Origin of the sequence: Campylobacter sp. CNRCH_2016_3089, from assembly GCF_025772505.1 — a bacterium.
In the GTDB taxonomy this organism is placed as follows: domain Bacteria; phylum Campylobacterota; class Campylobacteria; order Campylobacterales; family Campylobacteraceae; genus Campylobacter_D; species Campylobacter_D lari_D.
Map to the genome: position 1 here is coordinate 97,710 of NZ_JAKMSF010000006.1, position 13,481 is coordinate 111,190.

Genomic DNA, 13,481 nt, shown 5'->3' on the forward strand with positions numbered 1-13,481 from the left:
AATGGAAGATATTCAAGAAATACTTGAGGATTTTTTAGTTGAAGCCTTTGAATTAGTCGAGCAAATTGATCATGATTTGGTTGAATTAGAAGCAAATCCTGAAGATTTAGAACTATTAAATAGAATTTTCCGCGTTGCGCATACTGTTAAAGGATCATCAAGCTTTTTAAATTTTGATGTTTTAACAAAACTTACTCATCATATGGAAGATGTTTTAAATAAAGCAAGACATAATGAGCTTAAAATTACTCCTGAAGTAATGGATGTAGTTTTAGAATCTATTGATATGATGAAAACTTTATTAAATTCTATTAGAGATAATGGAAATGATACAGCAATCGGACTTGATATAGCTCCAATTTGTGCAAGATTAACCGCAATTTCAGAAGGAGAAAGTTTAGAATCAATTACTCCGGCTAAGGCTGAAGAGCCAAAAGAAGAAGTTAAAGAAGAGCCAAAAGCTGAAGAACCTGAAGTTGATGTAAATAAACTTAGTGATGATGAAGTTGAAGCTGAAATTGAAAGACTTTTAAAAGTAAGAAAAGCTGAAGATCAAGCAAGACGCGCTGAAAAGAAAAAAACTCAAGAATCAACTCCAACCCCAAGTAAGCCAGCTCCACAGGCACAAAATGCAGCAGCTGAGAAAAAGGTCCCTGCAGCAGGTGGTGGAAGCAGCGGTGCAAATATGGATCAAACAATTAGGGTTGAAGTTAAAAGACTTGATCATTTAATGAACTTAATTGGCGAGCTTGTATTAGGTAAAAACCGCTTGTTAAAAATTTATGATGATGTTGAAGAAAGATATGATGGAGAAAAATTCTTAGAAGAATTAAATCAAGTTGTTTCTCAACTTAGTATTGTCACTACAGATATTCAACTTGCGGTTATGAAAACAAGAATGCAACCTATTGCGAAAGTATTTAATAAATTCCCAAGAGTTGTGCGTGATTTAGGCCGTGAACTTGGTAAACAAATGGAGCTTGAAATTTCAGGGGAAGAAACTGAACTTGATAAGTCTATTGTAGAAGAAATTGGCGATCCTATTATGCATATGATTAGAAATTCTTGTGATCATGGTATAGAAGATCCAGCAACGCGTATAGCTAATGGTAAACCAGAAAAAGGAACGGTTAATCTTAAAGCATATAATGAAGGAAATCATATCGTTGTTGAAATTGCCGATGATGGTAAAGGTTTAGATGCTGATGTGTTAAAATCAAAAGCAATAGAGAAAAACTTAATCACAGAGCGTGAAGCTGATCAAATGAGTGATAAAGAAGCATTTGCATTGATTTTCAAACCAGGTTTTTCAACCGCTGCAAAAATCACCAATGTTTCAGGGCGTGGTGTTGGAATGGATGTTGTTAAAACTAATATTGAAAAATTAAATGGTGTGATTGAAATCGATAGTGAGCTTGGAAAAGGCACTGTGATGAAGCTTAAAATTCCACTTACTTTGGCGATTATTCAATCTTTACTTGTGGGAACTCAAGAAGAATTTTATGCTATTCCACTTGCAAGTGTTCTTGAAACAGTTAGAGTGCCAATTGATGATATTTATACCATTGAAGGTAAAAATGTACTTCGCTTAAGAGATGAGGTTTTATCTTTAGTAAGACTTTCAGATGTATTTGGCGTAAAACAAGTGCTTGAAAATACTGATCAAACTTATGTAGTTGTTATAGGTGTGGCAGAAAGTAAGCTTGGTATTATAGTAGATACTTTAGTAGGCCAAGAAGAAATTGTTATCAAGTCTATGGGTGAGTATTTGCAAAATATCCAAGGTATAGCAGGAGCAACTATCCGTGGTGATGGTAGAGTAACTTTGATTATCGATGTTGCTGCTATGATGGATATAGCTAAAGAAATTAAAGTTGATATTAAAGCACAAATTGAATCGCAATCTAAAAAAACAACTAAAGAAAAACCAAGTGATTATACAGTGCTTATAGTGGATGATTCTAAAATGGATAGAAATATCATGCAAAAATCATTAGAGCCACTAGGTGTAAGTATTATAGAAGCAACTAATGGTGTTGAAGCATTAAATACAATTAAATCAGGCGAGCATGATATTGATGCTGTGTTGATTGATATTGAAATGCCAAGAATGGATGGTTATACCTTAGCAGGTGAAATTAGAAAATATTCTAAATATAAAAACCTCCCACTTGTTGCAGTAACTTCAAGAACTAGTAAATCAGACCGCTTAAGAGGTGTGGAAGTAGGAATGACTGAGTATATTACTAAGCCTTACTCTCCAGAGTACTTAGAAAATGTAGTTAGAAAAAATTTAAAACTAGGATAAGAAGATGAATGATAAATTAAACCAGGTTTTGCAAAAACAACAAGCGCAAATTGCAGAACCTGATGTAGATAAAGAAGAGGATATTATTCAGCTTGTTGGCTTTGTGGTAGGAGATGAGGAATACGCTATTCCAATTCTTAATATCCAAGAAATTATTAAACCTATAGAATATACTAGGGTTCCAAGTGTACCTGATTATGTTTTAGGTGTGTTTAATATGAGGGGTAATGTTATGCCTTTGATTGATCTTGCTAAAAGATTTAATCAAGGTAGTTCTAAAATGACTCCTCAAACAAGATATATTGTTTTAAAAGGTATAGCAAATGGCAATCAAACTCCTGCAGGTAATGCAGGCTTTGTGATTGATAGACTTACTGAGGCTATTAAAATTCACAGAAGCAGGATTGATCCGCCACCTGAAACTTTACTAAAAGAAAAAGGTATGATTTTTGGTATAGGCAAAAGAGAAGAAAATATCTTGACTATATTAAAAGCTGAAGCTTTATTAAAGCGTGAGTTTTAATGATAAAGCTTTGTGCCTTTGACTTTGATTCTACGCTAATGGATGGGGAAACTATCGATATTTTAGCGCAAGAATATAATGTTGGTGATGCTGTAAAAGCAATCACCAACAAAGCAATGAATGGTGAGCTTGATTTTTTTGAAAGCTTAAGTGCTAGAGTAGCTTTGCTTGAAGGTATGCCTATAGAGCAGGTAAAGAAATGCTGTGAAAATTTACCTTTGATGAATGGCGCTAAAGAATTATGTGAATATTTAAAAAGTAAGAATATAAAAATAATCGTTTTTAGTGGTGGATTTCATGAAGGAATTGATTTAATACAAAATAAACTTCATTTTGATTTTGGTTTTGCTAACTTTTTACATAGTAAAAATGGTTTTTTAACAGGAAAAGTTGGCGGAGAAATTATGTTTAATAACTCAAAAGGTATTATACTACAAAGACTTAAGAAATTTTTAAATTTAAAAACAGAAGAAATTATGTGTGTAGGCGATGGAGCTAATGATATTTCTATGTTTAAAGAATGTGGATTAAAAATAGCTTTTTGTGCCAAAGAAATTTTAAAATCTCATGCAGATATTTGTATAGATAAGAAAGATTTAAAAGAAATAATAAAGGTAATACAATGAAAAAATTTTCACTATGGTGTGATTTTATAGAAAATGAATTTTTAGATCATGAATTTTTAGATTTAATTTACTCAAAAACAATCAATGGTGCTACCTCAAATCCTGCTATTTTTAAAAATGCGATTTTAAACTCAGCTATTTATAAAGAAAAAATCAAAAAATCAAATCTTAAAGATAAAAAAGCTTTATATGAGTATCTTGCGATAGAAGATATAGCTAAGGCTGCGGATAAATTAGCTATTAATTATTATGAAAATAATGATGGTTTTATTAGTATTGAAATTGATCCAAGATTAAAAGATAATACTAGCCTATCTTTGGCCGAAGCAAAAAGATTATACATGCAAATTGCAAAAGAAAATGTGATGATGAAAATTCCTGCTACAGAAGCTTCTTATGAAGTAATGCAAGAATTAATGAAAAATGGTATTAATGTTAACGCTACTTTGATTTTTGATTTTGAGCAAACTAAAAAATGCTTTGAAGCTTTAAATTTAGGTTTAAAAGAATTTAGAAAAAATAATACCACAGCTAAAAAAGAGCCTCGAGCAGTTATTAGTATTTTTGTAAGCCGTTTTGATAGATTATTAAATAATCAAGTTTTAGATAAAAATTATATAGGAATTCTTACTGCAACAAAGGCTTATAATTATATCATTAAACAAAATGAAACAAATATTAGAGCTTTATTTGCAAGTACAGGTGTTAAGGGTGATGATTTAGAAAAAGATTATTATATTAAAGAATTACTCTATGATAAAGCTATTAATACTGCACCACTAGATGCTATTAAGGCTTTTAAAGGTAAGAAAATTATATTTAAAGAGCCTTTAAAAGATGAGTGTATAGAGAAAAAATTAAATGCAAATATTTCAAAAGATGCTTTAAGTAAAGCTTGTAAAGATTTGCTTGATGATGGTTTGGAGCAATTTTGCATAGCTTATGAAGATATTTTAAAATCTTTATAAACTTATTTGGCTATAATTAGCGTTTATTTTTTTAGAAAGGAAACAGATGTTAGAAGGTATCGTTAGAGAGAGTATCGGTAGAAAAGCTGCCAAAGCTTTAAAAAGAGATGGTTATCTAATCGCAAACATCTACGGAAAAGGATTAGAAAACATCAATGCTGCTTTTAAAGTAAATGAATTTATTAAAGAAGTACGCAAAAAAACTACTTTAGCTTTTGATGTAAAAGTAGCAGATAAAGTATTAAATGTTGTGGTAGTTGATTATCAAAAAGATCCTGTAACTGCAGAATTAAAACACGTAGATTTAAAAGTAGCACAAAAAGGTGTTATTTCTAAATATATGGTTCCTGTAAAGATCGTAGGAACAGCTATGGGTCTTAAAAATAAAGGTGTTTTAATCCAATCAAAAAGAAGATTGAAAGTAAAATGTGCAGCTGAAAACTTACCAAATTATTTTGAATTAGATGTAACTAAACTTGATGTTGGTGATGCACTTTTAATCCGCGATGTAGTTGTGCCTGAGGGTGTAACTATGGTTGATGCTGATAGAGTAGCTGTAGTTGGCGTAGAAAAAGCAAGATAAAATGACCTTAGTCGTAGGACTTGGTAATATAGGAGAACAATACGCCCAAACCCGTCACAATGTAGGGTTTATGCTAATTGACTTAATTTTGAAAGATTTGCAAACAGCAAAGCTTTCAAATCCCAAATTTAAGGGAGAGCTTTTTAAAGGCTCTTCTACTTTTTTTTTAAAACCTTCCACTTATATGAATTTATCAGGAGAAAGTGTAAAAGCTGTTAGTGAATATTATAAATGTGATAGAATCATTGTAATCCATGATGATATAGATTTAAATTTGGGTGCATTGAAATTTAAAATGGGTGGATCAAGCGGTGGACATAATGGGCTTAAAAGTATAGATAATCTTTGTGGCAATGCTTATGAGAGGGTACGCATAGGAGTAGGAAAAGGACAAGATGTAATTTCTCATGTTTTGGGAAAATTTAAACAAGAAGAACAAGAAAGCTTAACTAAGGTTTTAGAACATAGTAAAAAAGCCTTATTTGAGCTTTTAAATTCTGATATAGAAAAAATCGCTTCAAAATATTCTTTAAAAAGTTAAACGATGAGTATATTTTTTCGCTATATTTCATCTTTGTATTTAAAATCATTTTTTATTTTATTTTTTTCTTTGACTTTTTTCTTCGTAGCGATTGATTTTTTACTCAATTTCAATAGACTGCCAAAAAGTGCAAATTTAGAGCTTTTATATATATTTTTCTTAACATGTTCAGCAGCTTCTTATATACTACCTTTAGCTATAGTCCTTGCTTTGGTTTTATGTATTTTTAATATGATACGCTCGAATGAATTTGTTAGCTTATATGCTTTGGGTTTAAGTAAAAATCAAGTGATTTTTTATCCTTTTTTATGGGCTATGTTTTTTTGTTGTGTTTATGTAGGACTTAATTTTAGTGCCTTTGCTTATGCAGATGAATATAAAAGTAATATTCTCAAGCGTGGTGTTGTAGATAGAGAGGGTGGGGAAGTTTTGATTAAATATAATGATAAATTTATTTATATACAAAAAACAAGTTCTCAAACCTTATATAATGTAAAAATCTTTGATGTAAAAAATTTAGACATTCAAAGCACAATCCATGCAAAAACTGCTAAATTTGATGGAGATTCTTGGAACTTAAATGACGCTAAAGCTACTAATGTACCACAAAATTTGATTGTTTCAAAAGAGGGTTTGAGTATAGAAGAATTTAAAAATATTAAAGGTTTAGAAGACTTTTCTCCAAAAATTTTAGAAAGAATTTCTTTGGTAGAGAGCAATCCTTCTTATTCTATTTTAGACGCGCTAGAAAGTATGGCAATTTTTGCAAAACAAAATATTTCTACTAATACACTTAGAACAAGTTTATATTCTTTAGTTCTTACACCATTTTTTGCGCCATTTTTAATGCTTATTGTGTATTATTATTTTCCTTTAACAGCAAGATTTTTTAATCTCGCACTTTTAGCTTTTGTGTTTTTTGTGTGCATACTTTTAGTTTGGGGTTTGTTGTTTTTATTAACAAGATTGAGTGAAAATGAAATTTTACTTCCAGAGCTTGGTATAATGCTACCAGTATTTATTTTAATAAGTATAGGAAGTTTTTATTATTTTAAACACAAATAACTACAAGTGAGGTTTTTATGGATTATTTAAAACTAGCAAAAGAATACAACACACCATTTTATATTTATGATTTTGATAAAATTAAAGAGCGTTTTACAATGTTAAAAGATGCTTTTAAGGCAAGAAAATCACAAATTTTTTATGCAGTCAAAGCAAATTCTAATTTAAGTGTTTTAAAGCTTTTAGCTTCTTTGGATAGTGGGTTTGATTGTGTTAGTGCGGGTGAGATTTATAGAGCTTTAAAAGCAGGGGCTAAAAATTATAAAATTATTTTTAGCGGGGTTGGAAAAAGTGCTGATGAATTAAAATATGCCTTAGAGCAAAACATACTTTATGTAAATTTAGAAAGTTATGAAGAAATGCTTCTTTTGGAGCAAATTGCTAAAGAAAGTCAAAAGATAGCTCGTATAAGCATAAGGGTAAATCCAAATGTAGATGCTAAAACACATCCTTATATTTCTACAGGTTTGCATGAAAATAAATTTGGTGTAGATATAGAAAGTGCTAAAAAAATGTATCTTTATGCTAAAAACTCACAATTTTTAGAGCCAGTTGGAGTGCATTTTCACATAGGTTCACAAATTCTTGATATAAGTAGTATCCATGAGGCCTCAGCGATTGTTGCAAAATTAGTAAAAGAACTTTTAGTTTTGAAAATTAATATTAAATTCTTTGATATAGGCGGGGGTTTAGGAGTTTGTTATAAAGATGAACAAGAGCCAAATTTATATGATTATGCTCAAGGAATTTTAGCAAGTTTGCAAGGTCTTGATGTGTGTATAGGTATGGAACCTGGCAGGTTTTTGGTAGCAAATGCAGGCGAGTTTGTTACTAAAGTTTTATATGAAAAATTTAATGATAAAAAGCGTTTTGTGATTATTGATGGGGCGATGAATGATTTATTGCGTCCAAGTTTATATAGTGCTTATCATGAAATCAAGCTTTTGAGTGAAAATAAAGAAGAAAGCCTTTGTGATATTGTTGGTGGGGTTTGTGAGAGTGGAGATTTTTTAGCTAAAGATAGAAAGCTAGCTAAAACAAAAGCAGGAGATTTGATCATAGTTAAAAGCGCAGGTGCATATGGTTTTAGCATGAGTAGTAATTACAATACTCGTAATAGAGTATGTGAGCTAGCTTGTGAAAATGGCAAGGTAAGAATGATTAGAAAAAGAGAAAGTTATGAGGATCAAATTGCTTTAGAGCTTGATTTTTTAAAGGATTAAAATGTTGTTTTTAGATGTGCAAGGAACTTTGATTTCAGATCATGATAAAAGTCCTATAAATGGTGCTTTAGAACTCATTAAATCTTTAAATAAAGAAAAAATTCCTTATGTAATTATTACTAATAATACCAAAAAATTAGATTTTTTAAATTATTTGCAAAATTTGGGTTTTGAAATTAATGAAAAGGTTTATATTGATCCTTTTTGTGTTTTAAAAGATTATTTAAAACCTTGTAAAATAGCAGCTTTTGGGGCAAAAGAATTTTTAGATTCACTTCAAGAGTTAGGTTATGAGCTTGATTATAAAAATCCAAAAGCATTTTTACTAGCAAGTTATGATGATTTTAAATTTCAAGATTTTGCTAATATGATAGAGTATATTAAAGATGGCGTGCAAGCTATAGCAATGCATGAGGGTAGTATTTATAAGAAAAACTCAAGGCTTTATCCAGGCGTTGGAAGCATCATGTCTATGCTTAAAAATGCATGCGAGTTTGATTATAAAGTGATAGGAAAACCTAGCAAGGCTTTTTATGAAAGTGCTTTAAATTTATTAAAACAGCAAGATTGTAATGTGAGTTTTGAAAAGACTTTGATTATTAGTGATGATTTTAAAGGTGATTTGCTTGGTGCTTATGAGCTTGGCATGCAAACAGCCTTAGTTTTAAGCGGTAAAATTTCTAACACTCAAGGTCTTGATACAACTAAACTTAATTTTGTATATGATAGTATTAAGGATTACTACATATCGAGGTTTAAATGAAAGAGATAGAAAAATTACGCAATAAAATCGATACTATCGATGATAAAATTTTGGCTTTACTTAATGAAAGAATGCTTCATGTTAAAGATATAGGAGTTATTAAGCAAAATTTAGGTGGGAGTATTTATAGACCTGAGCGCGAAAGAGCTATTATAAATAGACTTAAAAATTATAATCATGGTTTATTAGATCAAAATGCAATAGAAGCAATTTATCAAGAAATTTTTGCCGTATCAAGAAATTTAGAAATGCCTCAAAGCATAGCTTATTTAGGGCCTGAGGGAAGTTATACGCATCAAGTAGCAAGAACGCGTTTTGGTGCTATGAGTCGTTATACTCCACTTGCAAATATAGAAGATGTTTTTAAAGAATTAGCTCACAAAGAAGCAAAATATGGAGTAGTACCTATAGAAAATAATACAGCAGGTGCAGTGGGTGTGACGCTTGATTGTCTTGGAAAATATGAAGATGTAAAGATTTTTGCTGAAATTTATATGGACATTCATCATTCTTTTGTAAGTATGAGTGAAAATTTAAAAGATATTAAACGCATATATTCTCATCCACAAGGCTATAATCAATGTAGAAATTTTTTAGAAAGTCATGATTTAAGTGAAGTAGAATTTGTAGCAAGTAAATCCACAGCTCATGCGGCTTATTTAGCTTCGCAAGATGTTACTTCAGCTGCGATTTGCTCTAAAATTGCAGCAAAACTTTATAATGTACCTATATTATTTGAAACGATTGAGGATAATTTGGCAAACCGTACTAGGTTTTTGATTTTAAGTGATATAAAAATACCTCAAATGCCTCATTGTAAAACTTCTATTTTAGCACTTGCTGCACACAAACCAGGTGGGCTTAGTGATTTATTATATGAGTTTAAAAAAGAGGGGATAAATTTAACAAAACTTGAATCACGCCCTATAAAAACAAGAGAATTTGTGCATAGTTTTTATATAGATTTTGAAGGACATATTGATGATGAAAATGTCCAAAGAGTATTAAAAAAAGCTGAGCATATAAAATGGCTTGGATCATATTTATCAGGAGAAAGTAATGAAATTTAATCCTTTTTTAGAAGCTATTAAAACTTATGAAAGTGGCAAGGATATGGATTTAATTGCTAAAGAATATGGTTTAAAAGAAGTTATTAAACTAGCAAGTAATGAAAATCCTTATGGCACAAGTAAAAAAGCTAAAGAAGCCATCATAAATAATGCACATTTAGCTCATTTATATCCTGATGATACTATGAGTGAATTAAAACAAGCTCTAGCACAAAAATATGATATTTTAAAAGAAAATCTCATCATAGGTAGTGGGAGTGATCAAATTATAGAATATATAGTACATGCAAAACTTGATCATTCTAAGGCTTATTTGCAATGCGGGGTTAGTTTTGCTATGTATGAAATTTATGCAAAACAACTAGGAGTTAAGGTTTATAAAACTCCAAGCTTAACCCATGATTTAAATGAGTTATATGAGTTATATCAAAAGCATAAAAATGAAATTAAAGTAATCTTTTTATGCTTGCCAAATAATCCTTTGGGCGAGTGTTTAGACGCAAGTGAGGTTTTTGAGTTTTTAGAGAAAATTGATGAGGATTGTTTGGTAGCCATTGATGGAGCTTATAATGAATTTGCTTCATTTAAAGATAGCAAAAAGCATATTAATCCTAAAGAATTAATCCATAAATTTCAAAATGCAGTATATCTAGGAACCTTTTCTAAGCTTTATGGTTTGGGCGGTATGAGAGTGGGTTATGGTATAGCTTGCAAGGAAATTATCAATGCATTTTATAAATTACGAGCACCTTTTAATGTGACTAATTTGAGTTTAAAAGCTGCTGTTGCTGCATTAGATGATGATGAGTTTGTGCAAAAAACCTTAGAAAATAATTTTTCACAAATGAAACTTTATGAAGATTTTGCTAAAAATTATAAAATTCGATACATTCCAAGCTATACAAATTTTATTACCTATTTTTTTGATGAAAAAAATAGCACAGATTTATCTGAAAAACTGCTTAAAAACGGTATAATAATAAGAAATTTACAAAGTTATGGTTTAAATGCTGTGCGTATAAGTATAGGTACAGAGTATGAAAATTCAAGGTTTTTTGAAGAGTTTTCTAAAAATTTTTAGTTTGTAGGAAATAAATGGATTATAAAACTATACTGCACCAAGTAGGTCAGCTTTATCAAAATTTAAGTTTAAGACAGCGTATTATTATTGCTGCTTCTATTGTTGTTGTAGTTGGATTTTTAGTATTTTTAACCCTTTTTAGAAGTGGCTCTACAGTAGCTAGCGAAGCTGGATATTCAGTATTATTTGAAAATGCTAATACTAGTGATTCGGCGATGATAGTAACTCAACTTGAAAAAAGTGGAGTTCCTTATATTTTGCGTAATGAAGGAACGATTTTAGTTCCTAATGAACAAGTATATAAACAGCGTTTAGCTATTGCTTCTGCAGGATTATTGCCAAAAGATAATAAAGTAGGCTTTGAGCTTTTTGATAAACAAGAATTTGGAGCCACAGAAGCTGAGCAAAAGGTAAAATACCAAAGAGCATTAGAAGGTGAGCTTGCTAGAACGATTGAAAGTTTAGAGCCTATTCATAGTGCTACGGTTCATATTGCTTTTGCTAAAGATACACTTTTTACCCAACAACAAGTTCCACCAACTGCTTCAGTAGCTTTGACTATAAAAGAAGGTTTAAAGCTTAATAAAAAGCAAATTATGGGGATTAAAAACCTAATCGCTTCTTCAGTAACAAAACTTACTCCAGAAAATGTAAAAATCATGGATCAAAAAGGTATTCCTTTAGATGATGAGGGTGCTTTTGAAAGTGATTTAATTGCTGCTCAAATTAAATATAAAAGAGATCAAGAATATGAATTAGAGCAAAAAATTGTTGCTTCTATTGCTCCATTTGCAGGTGGCTATGATAGGGTAGTAGCAAAGGTTAGTATTGATTATGATTTTTCTAAAGAAGAATCACAAAGTGAAGTATATGATCCAAATACCGTTGTGCGTAGTGAGCAAACCTTGGAAGAGCATAGAGAAGGCTATAAAGATAAAGAAATTCAAGGTGTACCAGGTGCTGTTTCAAACATCGGTCCTGTGGAAGGTTTGGATGATAAAGGTGCGCGCGAGGTTTATACTAAAAATCAAACTACAACTAATAATGAAATTTCTAAAAAAATTACCAACACCACTAAGCAATTTGCAACCATTAAAAGAATTTCTGCAGCCGTTGTGGTAGATGGAAAGTATAAAGTAATTACTGATGATCAGGGAAATATTACTAATGAATATATTCCTTTGAGTGATAAAGAAATTAAAGCGATTGAAAATCTTACTAAAGGTGCCATAGGATTTAATCTTGCTAGAGGTGATGCGGTTGAAGTAAATAATTTGGAATTTCATAGAACAGCTAAAGTTGAAAATAAGGTTCAAACTTTTTATTCAAGATTTGTCGAGCCTTTTATTCCACCTGTTAAGTATGTATTTGCCGCGATTTTGCTTTTTATCTTTTACAAAAAAGTTATTGTGCCATTTTCTCAAAAAATGCTTGCAGATATTAGACTTGAAGAAGAGATGGAAGGTAAGGATGGGCAGATTATTGATGAGGCTGAAGATGCTATTGAAAAATTCAATGCTGCTCGTAGAAAAGTTGAAGAACAACTTGGTTTTGGAGATAGTTTTGATGAGGATGCATTACAATATGATGTTTTACTTGAAAAATTAAGAGCAGTAGCTAATGAAAAAGGCGAAGAGGTGGCATTGTTGCTACAAAAACTTGTTGAAAATGAAGCTGAATTTGGTGAGAAGGATATCTAATGATAAAGCTTAGTGAAGAACAAAAAATGGTCTATGATGACCTTTCTATGCCAGAAAAGGTTGCCATATTTTTAATCCAACTTGGAGAAGATGTAACGACAGTTTTATTTTCTCATATGGATATTAATGTCATCACTGAAATTTCTCGCTATATTGCTTTAGCAAAAAATGTTGATAAGCCAGTTGCTACTGCAGTGCTTGAGGAATTTTATACTTTACTGCAATCAAATCAATACTTAAAAAGTGGTGGTTTGGAATATGCAAAAGAAATTTTATTTAGAACTTTTGGTCCTGAAATTGCCAATAAAATTTTGGAAAAACTTACCAAAAGTATGGAAAATAATCAAAATTTTGCTTATCTTTCACAAATTAAACCACAACAACTTGCAGACTTTATCATTAAAGAACACCCGCAAACTATAGCTTTGATTTTAGCTCATATGGATACTACTCAAGCTGCTGAAACTTTGGAATATTTTAGCGATGAATTAAGAGCTGAAGTTGTAATAAGAATGGCAAATCTTGGAGATATATCTCCTTCAATTATCAAAAGAGTATCTGCTGTGCTTGAAAGTAAGCTTGAAAGTCTTACTTCTTATAAAGTTGAAGTGGGTGGTCCAAGAGCAGTTGCTGAAGTGCTTAATCGCTTGGGTCAAAAAGCCTCTAAAACAACACTTTCTTATATTGAGCAAAGTGATGAAAAACTTGCTACAACCATTAAAGATTTAATGTTTACCTTTGATGATATTTCTCAACTTAGTACTAATGCGATTAGAGAAGTTTTAAAAGCTGCTGACAAGCGTGATTTGATGATAGGTTTAAAGGGCGCAAGCGAGGATTTAAAACAAAAATTTATGTCCAATATGTCTACGCGCGCTGCTGAAGCTTTTGTAGAAGAAATGGGCTTTTTGGGTGCTGTGCGTGTTAAAGATGTAGAAGAAGCACAAAGAAAAGTTGTAGAAGTGGTGCAAAAACTTGCAGAACAAGGTCTTATCCAAGTGGGTGAGGCTGATGAGATGATAGAGTAAGA

General features: G+C 31.0%; 13 protein-coding genes. All 13 read left to right on the forward strand.

What is annotated here, in order from left to right:
- The first annotated feature begins 1 nt into the window (after nt 1).
- The 13 genes from L8W69_RS05525 to fliG are packed head-to-tail and all read left to right on the forward strand — an operon-like array spanning nt 2 to nt 13,479.
- Nucleotides 2-2,308, forward strand: a complete 2,307-nt coding sequence (locus L8W69_RS05525) for a chemotaxis protein CheW (RefSeq protein ID WP_220566582.1) — start codon at nt 2-4, stop codon at nt 2,306-2,308.
- Between the two features lie 4 nt (nt 2,309-2,312).
- A complete protein-coding gene (locus L8W69_RS05530) occupies nt 2,313-2,831 on the forward strand; it encodes a chemotaxis protein CheW (RefSeq protein WP_133319537.1) in 519 nt (172 codons plus the stop codon).
- Nucleotides 2,831-3,457 (forward strand): phosphoserine phosphatase SerB, encoded by a 627-nt coding sequence (gene serB / locus L8W69_RS05535; protein ID WP_133319538.1) that lies wholly within the window; start codon nt 2,831-2,833, stop codon nt 3,455-3,457. Before L8W69_RS05530 ends, serB begins: the two co-directional genes overlap by 1 nt.
- Entirely contained in the window at nt 3,454-4,425 is a 972-nt protein-coding gene (locus L8W69_RS05540) for a transaldolase (RefSeq protein ID WP_263666618.1), read from the forward strand. Before serB ends, L8W69_RS05540 begins: the two co-directional genes overlap by 4 nt.
- 46 nt (nt 4,426-4,471) lie before the next feature.
- Nucleotides 4,472-5,008 (forward strand): 50S ribosomal protein L25/general stress protein Ctc, encoded by a 537-nt coding sequence (locus tag L8W69_RS05545; protein WP_133319540.1) that lies wholly within the window; start codon nt 4,472-4,474, stop codon nt 5,006-5,008.
- A gap of 1 nt (nt 5,009) precedes the next feature.
- Nucleotides 5,010-5,549, forward strand: coding sequence for an aminoacyl-tRNA hydrolase (pth, locus tag L8W69_RS05550; protein ID WP_263666619.1), 540 nt, complete (start codon nt 5,010-5,012; stop codon nt 5,547-5,549).
- A 3-nt stretch (nt 5,550-5,552) separates the two neighbouring features.
- Entirely contained in the window at nt 5,553-6,614 is a 1,062-nt protein-coding gene (locus L8W69_RS05555; RefSeq protein ID WP_263666620.1) for an LptF/LptG family permease, read from the forward strand.
- 17 nt (nt 6,615-6,631) lie between these two features.
- Nucleotides 6,632-7,837, forward strand: coding sequence for a diaminopimelate decarboxylase (gene lysA / locus L8W69_RS05560; RefSeq protein WP_263661983.1), 1,206 nt, complete (start codon nt 6,632-6,634; stop codon nt 7,835-7,837).
- A gap of 1 nt (nt 7,838) precedes the next feature.
- On the forward strand, nt 7,839-8,600 hold the full coding sequence (locus L8W69_RS05565) for an HAD-IIA family hydrolase (RefSeq protein WP_263666621.1): 762 nt from the start codon (nt 7,839-7,841) through the stop codon (nt 8,598-8,600).
- Complete coding sequence (gene pheA, locus L8W69_RS05570) at nt 8,597-9,670, forward strand: prephenate dehydratase (RefSeq protein ID WP_070255253.1); 1,074 nt, start codon at nt 8,597-8,599, stop codon at nt 9,668-9,670. Before L8W69_RS05565 ends, pheA begins: the two co-directional genes overlap by 4 nt.
- Nucleotides 9,660-10,751, forward strand: coding sequence for a histidinol-phosphate transaminase (gene hisC, locus L8W69_RS05575; RefSeq protein ID WP_263659772.1), 1,092 nt, complete (start codon nt 9,660-9,662; stop codon nt 10,749-10,751). Before pheA ends, hisC begins: the two co-directional genes overlap by 11 nt.
- A gap of 14 nt (nt 10,752-10,765) precedes the next feature.
- The gene (gene fliF / locus L8W69_RS05580; protein ID WP_133319547.1) at nt 10,766-12,451 is read left to right on the forward strand and encodes a flagellar basal-body MS-ring/collar protein FliF; all 1,686 of its coding nucleotides are present in this window, start codon (nt 10,766-10,768) and stop codon (nt 12,449-12,451) included.
- Nucleotides 12,451-13,479, forward strand: a complete 1,029-nt coding sequence (fliG, locus tag L8W69_RS05585) for a flagellar motor switch protein FliG (RefSeq protein WP_039619192.1) — start codon at nt 12,451-12,453, stop codon at nt 13,477-13,479. Before fliF ends, fliG begins: the two co-directional genes overlap by 1 nt.
- Nucleotides 13,480-13,481: the final 2 nt, after the last annotated feature.